The sequence below is a fragment of the Streptomyces sp. NPDC031111 genome, from assembly GCF_055570675.1.
In genome coordinates this window covers 146711-167327 of the sequence record NZ_JBVIGS010000012.1, presented here as the reverse complement: position 1 = coordinate 167327, position 20617 = coordinate 146711, and the positions used below count along the sequence as shown (strand labels likewise).

Genomic DNA, 20617 nt, shown 5'->3' with positions numbered 1-20617 from the left:
GGGCGTGGCGTCGGGGCCCGGCGTCGCCGGGGCGGTCTCACAGGCAGTAGCGCACGAGCCACTCGTCGGGGTTGTAGGCGTTGCGGGCCGGGTCCGGCGCGACGGCCGGGCGCTCCTCGACCGTGTCCTCCACCCGGACCGGCTCCGGGAGGCGTCCGAAGCGGGCGTGGCGGGCGACCGCCGCCGCGTCCGTGTCCTCGCGCTCGCGCACCGTCCTCGTGTCCACGGCAACTCCCCTCTGCGGCCGGCGGACAGCCCCGCGGCCTCCGCGCCAAGTGTCACACACCGATGGCCGGAAGCATGGCTTCCGTCATAGCCGTCAGCGAACGGTAATGATCGACTCTCCGTATGCGCAGCAGCCTCCTCCCCCTTCCCGTCGTCCTCGTCGGCGCCCTGTTGACGACCGCGTGCGACACCCGTGCCGAGCCGCCGTCGTCCAACGCCGCCTGTGCGGGGCCGTCCTCCGACACCGACACCGCCCTGCCGGAGCGGGACGGGGTCCGGGTCACCGCGTTCGACGGAATCCGCGGCTGCGTCCTGTTCGAGGTCACCCACAGGGGGTCCGAGCCCTTCACCTACACGGTCACGCTGGACCTCCTCTCCGACGCGGGGACCGTGCTGGACCACACCGAGCAGACGGTCGAGGACGTCAGTCCGGGCCGTACGGTCCGGGGCAGGATCTCGCTGAGCGAGTCGATGGCGGGCCCGCGGGAGGTGGGCGGGGTGCGGATCGCCAAGGTGCGCGCCGTCCCCGCCGACGAGGCGCCGTCCGACCGGGGCCCGTGCCCGGACTCGGGCCTTCGCGTCCACGCGGACGACGGCGACGCCGCGATGGGCCTGCGGGTGGTCTCCGTGCACCTGGAGAACTGCGGCACCCGGCCCTACCCCCTGCACGGCTACCCCGACGTCCAACTCCTCGACGAGGACCACGAACCGGTGGACGGCATCCGGATCCTGCACGACGGCGGCTCGATCGCCGCCGGCACGGGCGCGGACGGCCCGGCCCTGCCGCTCGTGCTGAAGCCCGGCGAGGGCGCCCGGGCCGGACTGGTGTGGCGCAACACCGTCGAGGGCGGTACGCCGGTCGACGTCCCCTATGTACGGGTGCGGGCGAAGACCGGCGCGCACCCGGTGATGGTCGTCCCCGAACTCGACCTCGGGACGACGGGAAAGCTGGGCGTCGGCCCCTGGAAGAAGAAGGAGCAGTAGCACCGCCCGCATTGGCCCGCGAGAACGGGACGGGTATGGACCCCTCGGCGGACCGCCGGGCTCCCTGGCGTCGATGCCATGAACGCCGCCCACCACGCGCGGGGCCCTGGGGGCGGCCGTACGCCGGCGCCGGTCCCGTGGTGGGATGCCGGCGCCGGCGGGGTGCGTGGGCAGCGCGGGATCAGGCCCCGCGCCGCACGCTCCGCAGGACGAAGAATCCGAAGATCACCAGCACTCCGCCGATCGCGGCGGGCCAGAGCTGGGCCCCGGTCTCGGCCAGGCTGCCGGTCCCGGCCTGCGGCTCGGTCCGGTCCTCGGCCCCGAGCTCCGGGAGACTGCCGGGCGTGTCGGCGGCCTGCGCCGCCTGGCCGGCATCGTCCTTGGCGCCCGTGTCGCCGCCCTGGTCTCCAGTGCCCGCGCCGTCCTCGGCCGGGATCGATGCCTTGACGTCGGGCTGCTCGGGCCGGTCGGTGGCGTCGCCGTCCGCGGGCTCCTCGGTGGCCGGGGGCTCCGACGGCTGCTCCTGTCCGCCGTCACCCTGGTCGCCGCCGTCGCCGGGCTTGTCACCGCCGTCGTCCTGGTTGCCGCCGTCGCCGGGCTTGTCACCGCCGTCGTCCTGGTTGCCGCCGTCGTCACCGTCGCCGCCCTGGCCCGGGTCGTCGGGGGTGGCCGTGGGCTGCTCCGGCTCCTCCGGCTGCTCCGGCTGCTGGGGCTCCTCGCCCGGCTCGCCGCCGCCGTCACCGTTGCCGTCGCCGCCGTCGTCGCCACCACCGGCGCCGGCACCGCAGGTGCGGCCCTCGTTGATGCAGTCGACCATCTCGTTCATCAGGTCCTCGTCGAAGACGTTGATGAAGTCGCCGTGGTCCGTGATCGGCTTGTGCAGCTGCTCCGGGAAGGAGTCCACCGCGAACAGGGGCGTGGTCTTCCCGCCGTCCTCGAGGCTCGGCGCGTCCACGTCGTAGACGATGCGCTGCACCAGCTGCGGCACCGGCTTGAAGCCGGAGGGGCAGTTGCCGGCCTCGTCGGCGAACGCCATGTGCGTACGGTGGTTGGCGCTGTCGATGTTGCGGCCGTCCCAGCAGCTCTGGAAGTCGAACGTGCGCACCACGTCACTGCCCTGCGGGCACAGCGGGTACTTGTCCGTCAGCTGCCGGTCCTCGAAGCCGGTGCAGCTCCAGGAGGCGTTGGCGTTGGCGGGGCCGTTGAGGAACGACTTGGCGTCGCCGGTGATGATGCGCAGCAGCCAGGGCATGGCGGTGACCTCGCCCCGCGGGTTGCCCTCGAAGGTCAGCGTGACCTCCTTGGGCGTGACGATCTCGCCGGCGTTGCCCTCGATACCGCCGCCCGGGGAGTTGGCGTCCTGCTCCTGGGTGCCGTTCTGGAGCCGCAGCACGGGCCAGTAGTACGACGACTTGTCGCGCTGGTCCGCACAACTGGTGTCCGCTCCTGCCAGTTCCTCGTCACTGGAGAAGGCGTTGGTGGCCTGGTTGCCGATGTAGTCGTGGAAGTGGTGGGCGCCGTTGCTCACACCCGGGGCGGCGATCACGTTGTCCGAGTTGAACAGGCCGTTCTCGTTGACGCCGCACTCGCTGGTGAAGGTGCCGCGGGAGGCGTTCGGCGTCTGCTCCGGCTCGGAGACATTGGGCTGGACGCTCTCGATGTCGACGTAGTCGCCGGCGACGGGCCCGTTGCCGGCCTGACCGCCGTTTCCGCCCTGGTCCTGGCCCTGTTGGTCCTGGTCCGCCTGGTCCTGGCCTTCCTCGTCCTGGCCCTGCTGTTGCTCGCCGTCGCCCGCCTGCTCGCCCTCGTCGCCGGCGCCTTCCTGACCGGCCTCCTGCCCGGCGTTGCCGGACTCGCGCACGGCACAGGCCGCGAGTTCCTCGAGGCCCTCGGGACGGTCGCCCACCCGGTCGATGGCGGTGGCGATGCGGGCGAGGGTCGCGGAACGCTTCTCCTCCAGCGGCCCGGCGATCGCGTTCTCCGCGAAGGCCGGGTCCTGCCGGAGGGCGTCGGCCGACTCGCCCAGCCGCTTGTAGGCGTCGGCGATCTGGGCGTCGAGAGCGGCGAGTTCCTTGTCCACCTCCGCCCGCGCCTCCTCGGGCACCGACGTCAACCGGGTGGCGACGTCCGGGCAGTCGATCGTGGCGGCCGAGAGGACCTGCGCCTGGCCGTCGCCCGTCCCGCCGTCCTCCGTCGCGGAAGCGTAGACGTTGGCCGCCATCATCCCGCCTCCGCCCAGGATCAGGGCGAACGCGGCGAGAGTCGCGCGCTGTTTGGGGCGTCTGCGTGTGTTGCGTGCCAAGGCAGTACTCCTACGCTTCTGTCGCGGGGGGTGGGCAGAGGATTCCCACGCCCCATACGCAGGCGGGCCCCAGAGTGTTCAACGGACTCACGGCTTCTTCGCGAATCCCCGAGAATTCGCACCCCCGCACATGCCGAGTCCCCGCCGGACCTGGCCGGTGCGGCGGGGACTCGGGAACGGGAGCGGCGAAGTGCCCTGGGCTCAGGAGAAGTTCACGTCACTGCACAGGAAGTACGTCTGGTCCATGTGCGAGGCCTGCCAGATCGTGTAGACGACGTGGTGGCCGCTGAGGCCGGAAGTGCTCACCGGGATCGAGTAGTTCTGGCCGGGCGCGTACCTCCCGGTGCGGGTCACCAGCTGGAGGTCGTCCCAGCCCAGTGACTCGGTGGCCGGGTTGAACCCCTGCCGGGTGACGTAGACCAGGATGTAGTCCGCGCCGTGGCTGGCCTGGTCGTGCAGCTTGACGGTGAAGTCGTCGTTCACGTTCGTGGTCTTCCAGGCGCCCGCCGTGTCCAGGGAGTTGTAGCGGCCGCTCTCGGTGTGCCCGCCGCTGCACAGCCGGCCGTCGGGGATGACGGCCTGGAAGTTGCCGCCGGAGCCGTTGCGGTAGAGGCCGTTCCAGTTCCACATGGCGTTGGGGTCGTCCTGCCACGCCTGCCAGCACATCGGGTCCTGCTGGGCCATCGCCGGGTTCTGGAAGTCGCTGCCCCAGCGCTGCCAGCAGCCGTAGTTGCGGGACGCGGGGTCGACCACCGAACCGTGGGCGACGGCGGTACCACTCCAGGGGATCAGAGAGAGCAGCGCGGCTACGACCACGGTCAGGGCGAGCGACAGACGGGACCGGAACGGTGATAGGTCATGCCCATGCCAATTCATGGTTCCTGCTTTCCACTGTGGGGGTTGTGGGGTCGCGGGCATGCGCCCCCACGGTCACCATGGGAGCGCTCCCAATGCACAGGCTGCGCCCGCCGGCGCGAAGCGGCAACGTGCATTTCCGCCACTTCCGCACCGGCCGTGGCGCGTTCGACGCGTTCGACGCGGCCGGGCAGCGACCCCTCAGAGCCCGTCGAGGTCATGCGTCGTACGGCCGAGGCAGACCACCGAGTCGTCCATCGGCGCCTCGATCTCCTCGAAGCCCATGCGGTCGTAGAAGGCCCGGGCGGGCTTGTTGGCCGTCGCCATGACGAGATGGACGGACGGCACTCCCCGGTCCCGCAGCGCCTCGAGGAAGGTGCGCATGAGCCGTCGGCCGTATCCGCGACCCTGCCACTCCGGCAGCAGGTCGATGTGCAGATGGGCGGGCCAGGGGGCCAGTTCCGGGACGATCATCCGCTCGGGGTGGTGCAGCAGCCAGGCGATCGTCTCGTCGGGGGTGGCCGGCGGCCCTTCCGGCTCGGGGTGGCGGTCGCCGACCAGGGGCAGCCACGCGGCCCGGAAGGTCTTGGCGAACCGGACCGTGTCGGCGGTGCCGACGATGTAGCCGACCGCCCGGCCCCGGCCGTCGTCCAGCACGAAGGCCAGCTCCGGCTCCAAATGGACGTAGGGGGCCGCGAAGGTGTCGGGGAAGACACTCGGGTCGGTGTAATGGGGGCGGCTGTCCTGGCCGTTGTGCGCGGTGCGGACGCAGATGTCGTCGAGGGCCGGCCGGTCCTGGCGGTGGTACGGGCGGATCCTGGGGGACTCGGTCATGTCAGGCATCCTGCATCTCTTGGGAGCGCTCCCACAACGTCTTTTTCCAGCCAGGACCGACGCCCGGCGCGAGCTCGGGCAGATGTCCGGGCGCGGGCGTAGGCGGCCGGGACCTGGTTACCCGTCACCCCATGAAGCTGCATATTCCGGGGCGAAACGACCAGCGGACCCACGACGGCGCGCCGGACGAGCCCCGTCCGGGTTACGGGACCGACGCGGCGGCCGACGAGCCGGGGCCCCGCGACGAGGTGGAACAGGCGTCGCCGGACACACCGGCCAAGCTGCCCAAGGGCGCCTGGGGTGCCGCGTTCAAGGGGAGTCTGCGCGAGTTCAAGGACGACGAACTCACCGACCGGGCCGCCGCCCTGACGTACTACGGTGTGCTGTCGCTGTTCCCGGCGCTGCTGGCCCTGGTGTCGCTGCTGGGCCTCACCGGCAGGTCCACCACGGACAGGGTGCTGGAGGAGGTGCAGGACCTCGCCCCCGGAGCGGTGCGGGACATCCTCACCCAGGCGGTGGGGCAGCTCCAGGGCAACGCGGGGGTCGGCTCGATCATGGCGGTCGTCGGTCTGGTGCTGGCGATCTGGTCCGCGTCGGGCTATGTGGCGGCGTTCATCCGCTCGGCGAACGCGGTCTACGACGTTCCCGAGGGGCGCCCGGTCTGGAAGGTGCTGCCGGTGCGGTTCGGGGTCACGGTCGCCCTCATGGTGATGGCCCTGATCAGTGCGCTGATCGTGGTCTTCAGCGGCGGGCTGGCCCGCCGCGTGGGCGACATGCTCGGACTGGGCGACACCGCGCTGACCGTGTGGTCGATCGCCAAGTGGCCGGTACTGGTCCTGCTGGTCGTCATCATGATCGCGCTGCTGTACTGGGCGGCGCCGAACGCCAAGGTCAGGGGGTTCCGGTGGGTCACGCCGGGCAGCTTCCTGGCGCTGGTGATCTGGCTCGTGGCGTCCGCCGGGTTCGCCTTCTACGTCGCCAACTTCGGCTCGTACAACAAGACCTACGGCACGATGGCCGGCGTCATCATCTTCCTGATCTGGCTGTGGATCACCAACCTGGCCATTCTGCTGGGGCTGGAGTTCGACGCGGAGATCGCCCGGCAGCGGGCCATCGCCGGGGGCCATCCGCCGGAGGCGGAGCCGTACACACAGCCGCGCGACACCCGCGCCTGGGACGAACAGGACCGGCGGCGCATGGACGACGGGACCTGACGGCGGCGCCCGCCGCTCTCAGTCCATCAGACCCGCGGCGACCGTGGCGCCGAGCTCCCAGCACCGCTCGACGGCGGCCTTGTCGGGCTCGCCGGTCACGGTCACCGCGTCCGCGGCGCGGCGCCAGCCCAGCCCCGTCGTGATCGCCTCGATGCCCCGCACGGCGCCCGTCACGTCGTTCCCGCCGTGCACGTAGTAGCCGAAGGGCCGCCCCCGGGTGGTGTCCAGACACGGGTAGTAGACCTGGTCGAAGAAGTGCTTGAGCGCCCCCGACATGTAGCCGAGGTTCGCCGGGGTGCCGAGGAGGTAGCCGTCGGCGTCCAGGACGTCGGCGGCCGTCGCGGACAGCGCCGCCCGCCGCACCACCTTCACGCCCTCGATCTCCGGGTCGGTGGCACCGGAGAGGACGGCCTCGAACATCGCCTGGCAGTTCGGCGAGGGCGTGTGATGGACGATCAGCAGAGTCGGCACCCCCCGACCCTGCCGTGCCGGTCCGCGCGCCCGCAAGCCGACACCGGTGGTGTCCCGTTGTAACGGCGGGACGGGGGTGGCACGATGCCCCGCATCGGTACGCGGAGACGGGGTGCGTCTTGGTCGACGAGGATCACGGGTCACCGGCGGCGGCGGTGTTCGACGCGCTGGGCGCCGAGTACGAGCAGGCGTTCGCCTCCTCACCGGCCCACCGGGCGTCCCTGGAGTGGCTGCTCGGACGGCTGGCGCCCGGCAGCTCGGTGCTGGACGTGGGCAGCGGGACGGGCCGTCCCACGGCCGCCGCGCTCACCGGGGCCGGCCACCGCGTGCTGGGCGTGGACGTCTCCCCGGTGATGGTGGAGATCGCCTCCCGGCAGGTGCCCGGCGCCGAGTTCCGGTGTGCCGACGTTCGCCGCATGACGCTGGAGGACGGGTCGTTCGACGCGGTGTGCGTGTACTTCGCGCTGCTCCAGATGTCCCGGGCGGAGCAGTCGGAGCTCCTGCGCCGGCTGACGCGGGCGCTGCGGCCGGGCGGCCTGCTCGTACTGGCCACCGTGCCGCTGGACGTCGAGGGGTTCGACGGGGTGTTCATGGGTCAGCCGGTGCGCGTCACCAGCTTCACGGCCGACGGCGTCGTCGCCGTCGTGCGTGAGGCCGGGCTGACGGTGGAGTCGCAGGAGAGCGTGATGTTCACCCCGACCCACCCCGACGCCCGCCCGGAGCCCCAGCTCTTCCTGCACTGCCGCCGCGCGGAGACGGACCCCGAGGACTGAGCCCCGCGCGGTCAGCCCGTCATCCGCTTCCGCCAGGACGGTTCCACCCGGGTCCACTCCGCCTCCCACTCGGCGAGGCGGCGCAGATGCAGCCGGGCCCGGACGAGCCACCCGCCGAGCAGGACCACGCCCCCGGCGGCGACGGCCACCGTGAGACCGGCCATGACGGTCTGGAACCGTGCCTCCGCGCCCTCGGGCGGTGCCGCGACCAGCCGGCCCTCGGGATCCGTCCACACGGTGACCTCGGTGCCCTCCGGGCTGCCGGCGTCGACCTCGGCCCGGCCCGTGCGGTCGGTGCCGTCCGCGTCGGTCCACCGCACCTTGGCCCACACGCCGCCTTCCCCGTTCTCCGTCACCGGCGCGGACAGTTCGGCGGCGTCCTCGGCCAGTACGGCCGGGACGGCGCTGGTCCGCTCGCGGCGCTCGGCGAGCGACCCCTCCACGGCCCCGGCCGCCGCCAGACCGGACGCCAGCCCGAGCAGCAGGGCGAGCACGAGCGTCCCGAGCAGCAGCCAGCCCTCGACCAGATCGCAGCGGCGGCGCAGCGGGTTCCTCCGCCACCGCCACAGCCGCGTCCCGCGAGTCCTCGCACCATGCGTCCTCGCCATGGGAGGTCACCTCCTCGCGGGGGTACCGAACGCGTCCCCCCTCCAGGGTGGACCCTGACGCCCCGGTCCCGCATGGGCCGGACGGCCCGTTCCGACGGGACGCCGGCCCGGTGGCGCCGGGCCGGCGGCGGACCCGTCAGACCGTCGGGTGGACGGGGACCACCTCGTGCTGCGGAACGCCGAGGACGACCTTGAGCGCCCCGGTCTCCGCAGCGTTGCCGAAGACGTCGTACGCCTCCTGCATGTGGTCGAGCGGGAAGGTGTGGCTGACCATCCGGCGGGTGGGCAGCCGGCCGGCGGCCGCCATCCGCAGCAGGGTGGGCGTGGAGTGGGTGTCGACGAGTCCGGTGGTGATGGTGACGTTCTTGATCCACAGGTCCTCGAGGTGCAGCGTGGCGGGGCCGCCGTGCACTCCGATGTTGGCCAGGTGGCCGCCGGGCCGGACCATGCGGGCGCACAGCTCGAAGGTCTCCGGGACCCCGACCGCCTCCATGACCACGTCCGCGCCGAGCCCGCCCGTGAGATCGTCGATCAGTTGCTCGGGGCCCTCGCTCGCGTCGGCCACGGCCTCGGCGCCGAACTCCTTCGCGGCCTGGAGCCGGGAGGCCGCCAGGTCGACGGCGACGATGCGCTCGGGCGCGAACAGCCGGGCGGTGGCGATCGCGGCGAGCCCGACGGGCCCGGCGCCGACCACGACGACCGTGTCACCGGGGCGCACCCGCCCGTTGAGGACGCCCACCTCGTAGGCGGTGGGGAAGATGTCGGCGAGCAGCACGGCGTCCTCGTCGTCGACCGCGCCGGGCAGCGGGTACACCGAGAGGTCGGCGTACGGGACGCGGACGTACTCGGCCTGGGTGCCGTCGACGAGGTGTCCGAGGATCCAGCCCCCGCCGCCCCGGCACTGCCCGTACATGCCCTCGCGGCAGTAGCGGCAGCGGCCGCAGGCGGAGATGCAGGACACCAGGACCCGGTCCCCCGGGCGCACGGTGCGGACGTCGCCGCCGGTCTCGACGATCTCGCCGACGGCCTCGTGGCCGAGCACCGTCCCCGGCCGGACCTCGGGCACGTCGCCCTTCAGGATGTGCAGGTCCGTCCCGCAGATGGTGACGGCGTCGACGCGCACGATGGCGTCGCCGGGTTCCTTGACGGCCGGGTCGGGAACCTCCTCCCAGGCGGACTGCCCGGGGCCGTGGAAGACGTAACCCTTCATGCCGATCCTCACCCTTCTCACTCGGCGGCGGGCCTCGGTGCCGGGCGCGCCCGAGCCCGCCTGCGGCGGCGGAGCCCGGGTGGGTGCCGGGGCCCGCCCTGCCCTTCCAGTCTGGGCGCGCGGAGGCGAAACCGCCGGGCAGCGACCGCCGTCAGGCCACCGGGCGGGCCACGCCGGTGTGCAGGAGATGGCGGGCCGGCTGAGGCGGGCCCCGGCGCCGAGCGCGCCCACGGCGGCCGAACCCAGGTGGGCGCCCCTCCCAGTCCGAGGGCGCCGAGGTGAAACCGCCGGACAGCGACCGGCCGTCAGGCCACCGGGCGGGCCACGCCGGTGTGCAGGAGATGGCGGGCCGGCTGAGGCGGACCCCGGCGCCGAGCGCGCCCGCGGCGGCCGAACCCGGCTGGGCGCCCTTCCAGTCCGAGGGCGCCGAGGCGAAACCGCCGGACAGCGACCGGCCGTCAGGCCACCGGGCGGGCCACGCGGTGTGCAGGAGATGGCGGGCCGGCTGAGGCGGGCCCCGGCGCCGAGCGCGCCCGCGGCGGCCGAACCCGGGTGGGCGCCCCTTCCAGTCCGGGGGCGCCGAGGTGAATCCGCCTGGCAGCGACCGGCCGTCAGGCCACCGGGCGGGCGATGCCGGTGTGCAGGAGATGCCGGGTCCGGTGGGTGAGGGCGGCGAGGTGGAGGGCGAGGCGGGTGGCGGTGTCGTAGAGGTGCCGTACCGGTTCGAGGCGTTCCAGCCGGGGGGCGAGGGCCGACAGGGTGATGGCCAGGGCGACGCCCGCCCAGGCGACGGGACCGAGCGGGGTGCAGCCGAAGAAGTGGCTGACGCCCGGGGTCTGGACCAGGGCGGCGAGCACGGCCGCGGAGCCCAGGGCCGTCACCCACACCAGGGGGCTGTGGCGGCGCCCGGAGAGGGTCTGCACCAGTTGGGCGCCGACCACTCCGCACAGCGCCATGGTGGTGGACCGGCGTTCGGTGCCGGGCGTGAGGCGGCCGATCAGATAGGCCGTGACCGCGCCGAGGCAGGTGGTCACGCCGCGGCGCCGGATGGAGCGCAGCAGGGGCGCGCCGAGGACGTCGAGGCCCATCGGGCCGGTCGCGGCGTGCACGGCCGTCGACGGGTCGTCGCTCGGTGTCACCGCCACCGCCATGGCCGGGAACATGTCGGTGAGCAGGTTGACCAGGAGCAGTTGCCGGGTCGACAGCGGTGAGGACCCGGCGAGCAGGGTGCCCAGCACGCTGAAGCCGACCTCGCCCGCGTTGCCGCCGATGAGGATGCTCACCGCGTCGGCGACGCTGCGCCACAGCGCGCGGCCCTCCGCGACGGCGTCCACCAGGACGGACAGGTCGCCGGTGGTGAGCACCAGGTCGGCGGCGTTGCGGGCGGCGGCGGAGCCGCGGGCCTCGATGCCGACGCCCACGTCGGCGGCGCGGATGGCGGCGGCGTCGTTGGCGCCGTCACCGGCCATCGCCACCACCCGGCCGGCCCGTTGCAGGGCCTCGACGACGTGGAGCTTCTGCTCGGGTGCGACGCGGGCGACGACTCCGGCGCCGTGCAGCGCGCGCACCCGGTCCGAGCGGCCCATGGCGAGCAGGTCGTCCCCGGTGACCACCTCCGTCTCCTCGGGCCAGCCGAGTTGCAGGGCGATGGCGCGGGCGGTCTCCGGATGGTCACCGGTGAGCATGACGGGCAGGATGCCGGTCCGGCGCAGTTCCGTGAGCAGTTCCTGCGAGGTGTCGCGGGGGACGTCCGCCAGGGCGATCAGCCCGGCGAACTCCAGGTCCGCGAGGTCCGCGAGGTCCGCGTCGAGTTCGGCGCCGATGTCGGCCCGCAGGCGCGGGCGCCGGGCGACGGCGAGGACGCGCAGCCCCTGCCCGGCGAGGGTGTGGGCGGTGCCGGCCGCCTCGTCGGGGAGGTCGCGGCAGGCGGGGAGCACCGTCTCGGGGGCGCCCTTGACGACGAGGAGTGCGGCGTCGCCGTCCCGGCCGACGGCCGCCGCGTAGCCGCGGCTGGCCTCGAAGGCCAGTTCGCCCTCGGCGGTCCAGCCGTCGTCGGGCGGGGCGACGTCGAGGACGGCCTCGTCGGTGGCGTGCGCGACCCGGCGCCCGTCACCGGTCTCCTCCTGCGGGCAGGCCCGCGCGGCGAGCCGGACGACCGGTACGGCGTCCTCGGCGTCCGGGGCGAGGACGGTGCCGTCGGCGGTGGCCACCCGGACCAGGCGGAGCCGGTTCTCGGTGAGGGTGCCGGTCTTGTCGAAGCAGACGGTGTCGACCCGGCCGAGCGCCTCCAGGGTGCGTGGGGTGCGCACCAGCACACCTCGCCGGGAGAGCCGGCGGGCGGCGGCCATCTGGGCGACGGTCGCGACGAGCGGCAGCCCCTCCGGTACGGCGGCGACGGCCACCGCGACACCGCCGCTGACGGCACGCCGCAGCGGGCTGCCGCGCAGCAGGGACAGCCCGGTCACCAGCGCGCCGCCGGTGAGGGTCACCGGGAGGGCCTTGCGGGTCAGTTCCTGGAGGCGTGCCTGGACACCGGCGGGCGGCGGGGTGCGGGCGGCCAGGGCGACGGCACGGCCGGCCTCGGTGCGGTCGCCGGTGTCCACCACGAGCGCTTCGGCGCGGCCGGCCACGACGGTGGTGCCCTCGAAGACCATGCAGGTCCGCCGGGCGACCGGCGCGCCCGGGGTCGGGTCCACGTCCTTGGTCACGGGCAGGGACTCGCCGGTGAGCGCGGACTCGTCGACCTCCAGCCCGTCCACCTCCAGCAGCCGCGCGTCCGCCGGTACGACGTCGCCGGCGCCGAGGCCGATCCGGTCCCCCGGCCGCAGCCGGGCGGCGTCGACGGTGACCGTGCGCCGGGGGCCGACCTGCCGGCGTGCCTTGGGCTGCTGGCGGGCGGCGAGCCGGGCGAGGGCCCGTTCGGCGCGCAGCCGCTGGAGACCGCCGGCCACCGCGTTGAGGTCCATGGCGCCGACGACGAGCAGCGCGTCGACGACCGAGCCGAGCAGCGCGGAGGCGACCGCTCCGGTGGCCAGGACGGGGGTGAGGGGGTCGTCGAGTTCGCGGCGGACGGCACCGACGGCCTGCCAGGACCAGCGGACGGGGGCGGCCGGGGCCGTACGGGTGAGCCGTGCCGCCCGCTGCCGGACCTGGCCGGCGAGGAGGGCGAGTCCCTGGGGTTCGTCGTCGGTGCGGGCGTCCCGCAGCAGGCGGCGCGCCTCGTGCGGTTCCAGGGCGTGCCAGGGCACGTGCAGCCGGGGTTCGGGCGGCGCAGCGCGGGCCACGCGTACGGCCTCGGTCCAGCCGGTGAGCAGGGCGCCCGCCGCGGCGATGTTCACCGGGGCGTGCCGGGTGAGCCGCCGCCACATGCGGCCGCCGGGTGTGCCCCCGCGGGCCACCATGAGGCCGGACAGGGCGGCGCCCGCGCGGGCCAGGGTCTGGGAGCGGCGGCCGACCCGGCGGGCCGCAGGGATGGCCGTCAGCAGGCGCCAGACGTCGTCCAGTCCGCCCGGGGCGAGCGCGTCGACGCCCCAGGCGATCGCCGAACGCGCGTCCGTGAGGGCGATGGCCACGTCCCCGGCGGGCAGTCCGGCGGCCACGTCGCCGTCCCCGTGCGCGGGGACGCGGGCGACGCCGACCACGATGTGCCCGTCGATCTGGAGCGCCCGTACGACGTCGCCGAACGGCAGGTCCGCGGGGGCGACCTCGTCGGCGAGGCGGGTGATGTCCTTGAGGTCGGAGCCGCCGGTGATCACGACGTGGAGCCCCGCCCGGCGGGCCGCGTCGAGGACGGCCTCGGCGCAGGGGTCGATGGGGTCGTGGAACAGCGCGGGCCCGTCGTCGGTGTGCGGGGCGGGACTGCGCAGGGCGTCGGCGTGCAGGACGAGGGAGTCGGCGATCTCCAGTTGCCGCAGCCGTTCGGCGCTGCGGACCAGGACGCCGGTGCGGGCGAGATGGGTGCCGAGGACCGCGTCGAAGGCGGCGGGGCCGTAGCGGGCCGCCTTGGGGGATCCGGCGAGGACGGCCTCGGCCGCCTCCGTGGAGTCGTGCGTGACGAGGAGGGTGGCGGCGGCGCCGGCGACGCTGCCGGTACCGGCGTGGGCGGCGTACGCCTGGGCGGGCGTCACCCGCAGCGGCGGTCGGGTGTCGGCGGGGCAGGGGATGCTGGCGCGCCGTTCGTGGCAGACGTCGTCGTGCAGCGCCTCGAAGGCGGCGGCCCGGGCGGTCGCCTCGGTCAGCTGGCCGGTGCGCAGCAGTCCGTCGAGCACCAGGGACACCGGGGACTGTCCGGCGCCGTGCGCGGCGGCGTTGGCGGCGGCGAGGAGGAGTTCCATGCCGCTGCGGCCGAACCGCTGCCGCAGCAGGGCGCGGAAGCGGGGGTTCTCGCGCAGCAGGGTGACGGCGGCGGTGACCGCCTTGGGGGCGGCCGGCAGGCGCAGTGAACGGCCCGCCAGGGCGCCGGCCGCGCCGGCGGCGTCCAGCAGCAGCGCCGCGGCGGCGATCCGCACCTCGCGGGGGTCGCCGGGGTGGGCGGTCCCGTCCCCGTCGTCGGGCTCCTCGGGGCCGGCGTCCTCGGTCAGTCCGAGGGTCCGGGCGATGTCGACGGCGCGGTCGGTGACGCGGTCGCCGGCGGCGTCCGCCACGGCGGTCACCACGAGCCGGGACAGTCCCTCGTCCCAGTACGCGGTGAGCACGTCGGGGTGGTCGAGGAGTTCGGCGGCGACCTTGCGGGCGAGGGGGGCGGCGGAGGCGCCGTCCGGGTGGCGCAGGGCCAGGTGGACGCGGTGTCCGGCCCGCCAGTGCCGGCCGCCGCCGAGGGCGTTGCCGGCGACGTGGCGCAGGCGGCGCGTCGTGTCGTGGACGGACGTCATGCCCTGTGCGGTGCCGCGGGCGGCGCCTGCGGCGGCTCCCGCCACGGCCCCGGCGAGGGGGGCGACGTCGAAGCGTGTGAGCATCTGTGGGGGTCCCGTGATCGTGGCTCAGCCGGTGTGCCGGGCGTCGCGGGGCTGCCCGGGTGGGGCGTCCCGGTCCGGGTGGGGGGTGGTGTGCGGGGCGTGGTGCCCGGTGGCCTCGGCGACCTGTTTGAGGGCCGAGGCGGTGGCGGTGTCGCCCACCTTGGCGGGCTGTTCGTGCACGTGCGGTTCCGTCCGGCCATTGCGGTGACGGGAGGGGGCGAGCCGGTCGCCGGGACCCGCGGGCTGCCGGTCGGTGGGCGTGGCGTTGCCGGCCGGTGTCCCGCCGTTCCCGGCCGGTGTCTCGCGGTGTCCGTCGCCGCCGTCCGGGGACGGGGCGCCGGGTTCGCCGTCGGGCCGCTGCGTCGGGCGCGGCTGGGTCAGCCAGGCGACGGCCGCGCCGGTCAGCGCGACCGGCCACTCGACGACACCGGCCACACCGAGCACACCGGCTCCGGTGTAGACGGCGATGCGGCGTCCGCGCGGGGAGACCGCGCCGATCGCGTCGAGGGCGCCGCCCGCCACCCTGCCCACCTGCCCGGCGCCCGGCAGATGCCGCAGGCGCGAGGCGACGGCCCGCAAGGGCTGCGGAAGATCCGGCGGACGGGACGTGTCCTGCTCCATGTCGACCTCCACGAGCGCGTCCCTGAGGGGGCACTCATCGGCTTCCCTACCTTTTGCCCCATATTCAGCCGTGACCGGCCCGAGCGCTTTTCTTGTACGCCCGCGGTGACGAGACGGCCTCCGCGGCGGGCCCGGCTCGGGGCAGGCGCGTTTCCCCGCGCGGCCGTGTCGGAAGGGACGCGCCGGGTACTAGGTGCAGGCACACGGGACCGCCCCCGGCGGGGAGGCGGACGTACGGGCCGGCCCGGTCGGCGAAGGGAGTGGTCATGACGGAGAACGGCGAGGACGCCACGCTCGCCCGGCGCCCGGGAACCCGGGAGCTCCGTCTGGCCACGGACGCCCCGGGACAGGTCCCGGCGCGCGACCCGAGGAGCGAGGCGCGGACCGAGGGGGACGACCCGGAACTGCCCCTCGACCGCAACCAGGCCATCCTGGAGGCGGCGAAGCAGGTCGGGGCGGTGCTGAAACGGGGCGGGCACCTGTTCGCGCTGGCCGGCAGCGTCGCCGTCCACGCCCACGGCGGCAGCGGGAACCTCCAGCACGACGTCGACTTCTGCGTCCGTCCGGAGGACGCCGAAGCGGTGGCGGCCACACTGGGCGAGGCCGGGCTGCCGGTGTACACGCCGCCCGAGGACTGGCTGCTCAAGGCGACGTGCTTCGGCCAGGACGTCGACCTGATCTTCGAACTGGCGCACCGGCCGGTCTCCACCGAGATGCTCCAGCGGGCGCAGGAACTCCCGGTGGAGTCCGTGCGGATGCCGGTCCTGGCACCCACCGATCTGCTGTCCGGGCTGGTGGCCGCCTTCTCGGAACACCACTGCGACTTCGGGGCCGTCCTGCCGATCGCCCGGGCCCTGCGCGAGAAGGTCGACTGGGAGCGGGTGCGGCGCGACTGCGGGGACGAGCCCATGCCGGCCGCCTTCTTCTTCCTCCTGGAACGCCTGAACGTCATCTGACCGTCCGTGGAAGGAACGCTCATGAACACCCACGACGCGGCGCGGAGCGCGGAGTACCGCGTCGCCCACCTCCAGGACCGCCTCGCCTCCGGCGAACTGGGCGAGCTCGGTGTGCGGGCCGAGGTCCGCGGCGGGACCGTACTGGTCACCGGGACCGTCCCGTCGGTCCGCTGCCGCGACGACGTCCTGGGCGCCGTACGGGAGGAACTCGCCGGGCTCGAGGTGTACTGCGATCTCGTGGTCACCGAGAACTCGTCGCCCGATCACGCCGAGGAGCTGTCATGATCCGGATCGCCGCCGTCGGCGACATCCACATGGGACCCGACACCCGGGGCACGCTCCGCCCCGCGTTCGACACCCTGCCCGAGTGCGCGGACCTCCTTCTGCTGGCCGGGGACCTGACCCGGCACGGCACGGTCGAGGAGGCGCGCGTGGTGGCCGACGAGATCCGGGACCTGGGCGTCCCGGTGGTCGCCGTGCTCGGCAACCACGACCACCACGACGACCGGCAGGACGAGGTCACGGCCGTCCTGCGGGACGCCGGCGCCGAGGTCCTGGAGGGTGAGTCGACGGTGGTCCGGGCCGGGGACACCCGGGTCGGGGTGGCCGGCACCAAGGGGTTCGGCGGCGGGTTCGTCGGGGCGAGCGCCGGGGAGTTCGGCGAGCCGGTGATGAAGGAGTTCGTCCGGCTGTCCCGCCGGTGCGCCGACGGCCTGCGGTCCGCGCTGGAGCGGCTGGACGGGGAGGAGTGCGACGTCCGTGTCGCACTCACGCACTACTCCCCCGTGCCGGAGACCCTGGCCGGGGAGCCGCTGGAGATCTATCCGTTCCTGGGCAGCTATCTGCTGGCCGAGGCGATCGACACGGCGGGTGCCGACCTCGCCGTGCACGGACACGCGCACGCCGGCAGCGAGCACGGCATGACCACGGGCGGTGTGAAGGTGCGCAATGTCGCCCAGCCGGTGATCGGCCGCGCCTTCCACGTCTACCACCTGCCGGTCCGCGACCGCGCGGTCGCCGCCTTCGGCTCGGGGACCACGACCGCCTGACGGCCCCTCCCCCGGGCGCCGCCGGTCCGCACCGGCGGCGCTTCTCCCTGTCCGGAACCCGGTCCGCGTTCGGCCTCCGGTGTGAACACCCCGCAAGCCGCGCCCTTTTTAGACATTTTGTCTGCTTAGCATGCAGCTCCGCGCCCCGAGGCCGGCGTCGCCACACACCGGCCCGGGGCGCGGACCGCGCTCGCCTGCCCGCGTCGCCGCCGGCCTGCGCCGCCGTCCATCCGCCTGCCCCGTACGAGAGGACACCCGATGGCGCTGTCGGGCCGTACCGGACCGCTGTCCGGACCCGCCTCCACCCCGCACGACGCCGAACTGCGCGCCGCCGCACGGCATCCGGCCCGCCGTCGCTTCCTGACCCTCACCGCCGCGGCGGCCGCCCTCGCCTTCACCACCAACCTGCCCGCGCGCGGCGCCTTCGCCGCGCCCCGGCTCGACGCGGCCCGCATCACCGAGGACCCGTTCACGCTCGGCGTCGCCTCCGGGGACCCGCTGCCCGACTCGGTGCTCATCTGGACCCGGCTCGCCCCGGCCCCCTTCGAACCCGACGGGGGACTCGGGCAGCAGCGGGTCGAGGTCTCCTGGGAGGTCTCCCTCGACGAGTCCTTCGTCGTGGTCGTGGGGCGGGGCACCGCCCTCGCCCTGCCCGAGTACGGGCACAGTGTGCGCGTCGACGTGCGGGGCCTGGCGCCGGGCGGCCACTACTACTACCGGTTCCGCACCGGCACCTGGATCAGCCCCGCCGGCCGCACCCGTACCGCTCCCCCGGCCGGCGACGACACCTCCGGCCTGCGGCTGGCGGCGGTCGCCTGCCAGGCGTACCACGACGGCTACTACACGGCGCACCGGCACCTGGCGCGGGAGGACGTCGACGTGGTGTTCCACCTCGGCGACTACCTGTACGAGTACGCCGTCGACTCCGCGGGCGGCGCCCGCGCCTACACGGACGTCGTCCTGCCGGACGTGTTCAACCGGGAGACGACGACCCTGGCGGACTACCGGATGCGGTACGCGCTCTACAAGAGCGACCCCGATCTGCGGGCCGCCCACGCCGCCCATCCGTTCGTCGTCACCTGGGACGACCACGAGACCGAGAACAACTACGCGGGCGCCGTCGACGAGAACGGCAGCGCCCCGGAGCTGTTCCTGCCCCGCCGCGCCGCCGCCTACCGCGCCTACTGGGAGAACCAGCCGCTGCGCGCCGACCAGCTCCCCGAGGGCCCCGACGCCCGGCTGTTCCGCCGGCTGCACTGGGGCACCCTCGCCCAGTTCGACGTCCTCGACACCCGCCAGTACCGCTCCGACCAGGCCTACGGCGACACCCCGCACGTTCCCGGGCCCGAGTCGGACGACCCGGCGCGCACCCTCACCGGGGACGCCCAGGAGCGCTGGCTGCTCGACGGGTGGGGGTCCTCGACCGCTCTGTGGAACGTGATGCCCCAACAGGTCTGCTTCTCCCAGCGCAGGTTGGACCTGAACGCCGAGGCGAAGGTCTCGATGGACGCCTGGGACGGCTACCGCGCGAGCCGCGGCCGTCTCGTCGAGGGCGCGAAGGCGGCAGGCGTCGACAACTGGCTGGTCCTCACCGGTGACGTGCACGTGGCGTACGGCTTCGACATCAAGGACGACTTCGACGACCCCGCGTCCGCCACCCTGGGCACGGAGCTGACGTGCACCTCCGTGGCCAGCGGCCGGAACGGGGCGGAGCGGCCGGCCAACTGGGACACGTACCTGCGGGCCAACCCGCATCTGAGGTTCTACGACGGGCGGCGCGGCTATCTGCGCGTCGAGCTGGACCGGGAGAGCGCCCGGGCCGACTACCGGGTCGTTCCGTTCGTGACGACCGAGGGAGCCGGTGTTTCCACGGCCGCCTCCTTCGTCACCGAGGCAGGCGCGCCGGGTCTGACGCCGGTGTGACCCTTCCGGGTGACCGCGGGCGTGCACCTGTGCGCACCTGTACTGCACTTGGGTCGGTTCGGTTCCCCATCGCGGTGAATCCGGCGTGTCCTGACATCGTGCCGGGTGTCACGGGCAAGGCCTAAGTCTCCTCCGCAGCCTCGCACCACGAACGAAGGAGACGTACCGCATGGTCCTCAGACACGCCCGGACAGTGCGCCGTTCGGCCCTCACCGCGCTCGGCGCGCTCGTCCTCGCCGGACTCCCCGTTGCCGCGGCGGCCGACCCCACGCCCGCGGCGGGGCCGACGCCCGGCGCCGCCCAGACCGTCGGCGCCGACCGGCCGTCGCCCCACCTGCTCGCCGCGCTCCAGCGCGATCTGGGACTGGACGAGACCCAGGCCTCCGAACGGCTGGTCAACGAGGCGGAGGCGGGCACCCGGGCGGGCCGGCTGCGCATCGCGCTCGGCGAGCGGTTCGCCGGTGCCTGGGTGAACGGCACGACCTCCGAGGAGCTCACGGTCGCCACCACCGACGCCGACGACGCGACGGCCATCGAGGCGCAGGGCGCCACCGCCAAGGTGGTGAAGCGGACGCTGGCCGGCCTGGAGGCGGCCAAGGCGAAGCTGGACGCGGCCGCCGAGCGGACCAAGACCCTCGACACGCCCGTCTGGTACGTCGACGTGCCGGAGAACCGGGTCATGGTGCAGGCGACGAGCCAGGAGGCCGGCACCGCCTTCGTCGAGGCCGCGGGGCTCGAAGGGGAGGACGTCGGCATCCGGATGACCACGGAACGGCCGCGCCTGCTCCAGGACATCACCGGCGGCGACGCCTTCTACATCAACGACTCCGCGCGCTGCTCCGTCGGCTTCTCCGTCACCAGGGGCGAGCAGGGCGGCTTCGCCACCGCCGGTCACTGCGGCCGGGCCGGCGCGACGACGACCGGATACGACCGCACCGCGCAGGGCACCTTCCAGGCCTCCACGTTCCCCGGCGAGGACATGGCGTGGGTCGCCACCAACGACCAGTGGACGCCCACTCCGGACGTCAAGGCCCAGGCGGGCCAGGAGGTACAGGTCACCGGCTCGGTCCAGGCGGTCGTCGGGGCGTCGGTGTGCCGTTCCGGCTCCACCACCGGCTGGCACTGCGGGACCATCCAGCAGCACAACACCAGCGTCAGCTATCCCGAGGGCAGGGTCGACGGGCTGACCCGCACGACGGTGTGCGCCGAGCCGGGCGACTCGGGCGGCCCGTACCTCGCGGGTTCCCAGGCGCAGGGTGTCACCTCCGGTGGCTCCGGTGACTGCACCAGCGGCGGTACGACGTTCTACCAGCCGGTCAACCCGATCCTCGGCGACTTCGGGCTCGTGCTGACCACGGCGAACGCGCAGACCGCGCCCGACCAGCAGGACGACGGCGCGGAGGCGTGGACCGCGGGCCGGGTCTACGAGGCCGGCACCACGGTGACCCGTGACGGTGTGCGGTACCAGTGCCTCCAGACCCACCAGGCCCAGGGCGCGTGGACGCCCGCCGGCACTCCGGCGCTGTGGCAGCGGCTGTGACGCCGTGACCGGTACGGGGGGGGGGGGGGGGGGGGGGGGGGGGGGGGGGGGGGGGTTTTTTTTTTTTTTTTTTTTGTGGGGGTGGGGGGGGGGTCCG

The 20617-nt window shown here is 74.3% G+C and carries 17 protein-coding genes; 8 read left to right on the top strand and 9 right to left on the bottom strand.

The window, feature by feature from the left end; genetic code table 11:
- Nucleotides 1-37: 37 nt before the first annotated feature.
- Nucleotides 38-226 (bottom strand): hypothetical protein, encoded by a 189-nt coding sequence (locus ACZ470_RS24795; protein ID WP_468430511.1) that lies wholly within the window; start codon nucleotides 224-226, stop codon nucleotides 38-40.
- Nucleotides 227-348: 122 nt separating this feature from the next.
- Here ACZ470_RS24795 and ACZ470_RS24790 point away from each other — a divergent pair, with 122 nt between their 5' ends.
- Nucleotides 349-1209 carry a DUF4232 domain-containing protein gene (locus ACZ470_RS24790; RefSeq protein ID WP_468430509.1) on the top strand — a complete coding sequence of 287 codons (861 nt, stop codon included), beginning with the start codon at nucleotides 349-351 and terminating at the stop codon, nucleotides 1207-1209.
- A gap of 181 nt (nucleotides 1210-1390) precedes the next feature.
- Here ACZ470_RS24790 and ACZ470_RS24785 read toward each other — a convergent pair whose 3' ends face one another.
- From ACZ470_RS24785 to ACZ470_RS24775, 3 genes are all read right to left on the bottom strand, one after another.
- A complete protein-coding gene (locus ACZ470_RS24785; protein WP_468430728.1) occupies nucleotides 1391-3430 on the bottom strand; it encodes a DUF1996 domain-containing protein in 2040 nt (679 codons plus the stop codon).
- A 282-nt stretch (nucleotides 3431-3712) separates the two neighbouring features.
- Entirely contained in the window at nucleotides 3713-4387 is a 675-nt protein-coding gene (locus tag ACZ470_RS24780; protein WP_468430507.1) for a lytic polysaccharide monooxygenase auxiliary activity family 9 protein, read from the bottom strand.
- Between the two features lie 180 nt (nucleotides 4388-4567).
- On the bottom strand, nucleotides 4568-5200 hold the full coding sequence (locus ACZ470_RS24775; RefSeq protein ID WP_468430505.1) for a GNAT family N-acetyltransferase: 633 nt from the start codon (nucleotides 5198-5200) through the stop codon (nucleotides 4568-4570).
- Between the two features lie 131 nt (nucleotides 5201-5331).
- On the opposite strand from ACZ470_RS24775, the gene ACZ470_RS24770 reads away from it, so the two are divergent.
- Nucleotides 5332-6414: a YihY/virulence factor BrkB family protein gene (locus ACZ470_RS24770; protein ID WP_468430503.1), complete on the top strand. Its 1083-nt coding sequence runs from the start codon at nucleotides 5332-5334 to the stop codon at nucleotides 6412-6414.
- A gap of 18 nt (nucleotides 6415-6432) precedes the next feature.
- Here the strand turns inward: ACZ470_RS24770 and ACZ470_RS24765 are convergent, their stop codons facing one another.
- Complete coding sequence (locus ACZ470_RS24765; protein WP_468430501.1) at nucleotides 6433-6885, bottom strand: flavodoxin family protein; 453 nt, start codon at nucleotides 6883-6885, stop codon at nucleotides 6433-6435.
- A gap of 119 nt (nucleotides 6886-7004) precedes the next feature.
- On the opposite strand from ACZ470_RS24765, the gene ACZ470_RS24760 reads away from it, so the two are divergent.
- Entirely contained in the window at nucleotides 7005-7658 is a 654-nt protein-coding gene (locus ACZ470_RS24760) for a class I SAM-dependent methyltransferase (RefSeq protein ID WP_468430499.1), read from the top strand.
- 11 nt (nucleotides 7659-7669) lie between these two features.
- Here the strand turns inward: ACZ470_RS24760 and ACZ470_RS24755 are convergent, their stop codons facing one another.
- From ACZ470_RS24755 to ACZ470_RS24740, 4 genes are all read right to left on the bottom strand, one after another.
- A complete protein-coding gene (locus tag ACZ470_RS24755) occupies nucleotides 7670-8266 on the bottom strand; it encodes an Rv1733c family protein (protein WP_468430498.1) in 597 nt (198 codons plus the stop codon).
- Nucleotides 8267-8402: 136 nt separating this feature from the next.
- Nucleotides 8403-9476, bottom strand: a complete 1074-nt coding sequence (locus ACZ470_RS24750; RefSeq protein ID WP_468430496.1) for a zinc-dependent alcohol dehydrogenase family protein — start codon at nucleotides 9474-9476, stop codon at nucleotides 8403-8405.
- A gap of 611 nt (nucleotides 9477-10087) precedes the next feature.
- Nucleotides 10088-14431 carry an HAD-IC family P-type ATPase gene (locus tag ACZ470_RS24745; protein WP_468430494.1) on the bottom strand — a complete coding sequence of 1448 codons (4344 nt, stop codon included), beginning with the start codon at nucleotides 14429-14431 and terminating at the stop codon, nucleotides 10088-10090.
- A gap of 24 nt (nucleotides 14432-14455) precedes the next feature.
- Nucleotides 14456-15052, bottom strand: coding sequence for a hypothetical protein (locus ACZ470_RS24740; RefSeq protein ID WP_468430493.1), 597 nt, complete (start codon nucleotides 15050-15052; stop codon nucleotides 14456-14458).
- Nucleotides 15053-15318: 266 nt separating this feature from the next.
- On the opposite strand from ACZ470_RS24740, the gene ACZ470_RS24735 reads away from it, so the two are divergent.
- The 5 genes from ACZ470_RS24735 (at nucleotide 15319) to ACZ470_RS24715 (ending at nucleotide 20520) form a co-directional block, all read left to right on the top strand.
- Nucleotides 15319-16008 carry a nucleotidyltransferase family protein gene (locus ACZ470_RS24735; RefSeq protein WP_468430491.1) on the top strand — a complete coding sequence of 230 codons (690 nt, stop codon included), beginning with the start codon at nucleotides 15319-15321 and terminating at the stop codon, nucleotides 16006-16008.
- Nucleotides 16009-16029: 21 nt separating this feature from the next.
- Nucleotides 16030-16293, top strand: a complete 264-nt coding sequence (locus ACZ470_RS24730) for a BON domain-containing protein (RefSeq protein ID WP_468430489.1) — start codon at nucleotides 16030-16032, stop codon at nucleotides 16291-16293.
- Entirely contained in the window at nucleotides 16290-17057 is a 768-nt protein-coding gene (locus tag ACZ470_RS24725) for a metallophosphoesterase family protein (RefSeq protein ID WP_468430487.1), read from the top strand. Before ACZ470_RS24730 ends, ACZ470_RS24725 begins: the two co-directional genes overlap by 4 nt.
- Nucleotides 17058-17315: 258 nt before the next feature.
- A complete protein-coding gene (locus ACZ470_RS24720) occupies nucleotides 17316-18980 on the top strand; it encodes an alkaline phosphatase D family protein (RefSeq protein WP_468430485.1) in 1665 nt (554 codons plus the stop codon).
- A gap of 169 nt (nucleotides 18981-19149) precedes the next feature.
- On the top strand, nucleotides 19150-20520 hold the full coding sequence (locus ACZ470_RS24715) for a trypsin-like serine protease (protein ID WP_468430483.1): 1371 nt from the start codon (nucleotides 19150-19152) through the stop codon (nucleotides 20518-20520).
- Nucleotides 20521-20617 lie beyond the last annotated feature (97 nt).

Excerpts from the sequence above, each read along its gene's own strand:
- ACZ470_RS24790 (WP_468430509.1), top strand. The coding sequence starts at position 349 with ATGCGCAGCAGCCTCCTCCCCCTTCCCGTCGTCCTCGTCGGCGCCCTG.
- ACZ470_RS24730 (WP_468430489.1), top strand. The coding sequence starts at position 16,030 with ATGAACACCCACGACGCGGCGCGGAGCGCGGAGTACCGCGTCGCCCAC.
- ACZ470_RS24785 (WP_468430728.1), bottom strand. The coding sequence starts at position 3,430 with ATGGCGGCCAACGTCTACGCTTCCGCGACGGAGGACGGCGGGACGGGC.
- ACZ470_RS24770 (WP_468430503.1), top strand. The coding sequence starts at position 5,332 with ATGAAGCTGCATATTCCGGGGCGAAACGACCAGCGGACCCACGACGGC.
- ACZ470_RS24755 (WP_468430498.1), bottom strand. The coding sequence starts at position 8,266 with ATGGCGAGGACGCATGGTGCGAGGACTCGCGGGACGCGGCTGTGGCGG.
- ACZ470_RS24745 (WP_468430494.1), bottom strand. The coding sequence starts at position 14,431 with ATGCTCACACGCTTCGACGTCGCCCCCCTCGCCGGGGCCGTGGCGGGA.
- ACZ470_RS24735 (WP_468430491.1), top strand. The coding sequence starts at position 15,319 with ATGACGGAGAACGGCGAGGACGCCACGCTCGCCCGGCGCCCGGGAACC.
- ACZ470_RS24720 (WP_468430485.1), top strand. The coding sequence starts at position 17,316 with ATGGCGCTGTCGGGCCGTACCGGACCGCTGTCCGGACCCGCCTCCACC.
- ACZ470_RS24740 (WP_468430493.1), bottom strand. The coding sequence starts at position 15,052 with ATGGAGCAGGACACGTCCCGTCCGCCGGATCTTCCGCAGCCCTTGCGG.
- ACZ470_RS24715 (WP_468430483.1), top strand. The coding sequence starts at position 19,150 with ATGGTCCTCAGACACGCCCGGACAGTGCGCCGTTCGGCCCTCACCGCG.
- ACZ470_RS24725 (WP_468430487.1), top strand. The coding sequence starts at position 16,290 with ATGATCCGGATCGCCGCCGTCGGCGACATCCACATGGGACCCGACACC.
- ACZ470_RS24780 (WP_468430507.1), bottom strand. The coding sequence starts at position 4,387 with ATGAATTGGCATGGGCATGACCTATCACCGTTCCGGTCCCGTCTGTCG.
- ACZ470_RS24750 (WP_468430496.1), bottom strand. The coding sequence starts at position 9,476 with ATGAAGGGTTACGTCTTCCACGGCCCCGGGCAGTCCGCCTGGGAGGAG.
- ACZ470_RS24775 (WP_468430505.1), bottom strand. The coding sequence starts at position 5,200 with ATGACCGAGTCCCCCAGGATCCGCCCGTACCACCGCCAGGACCGGCCG.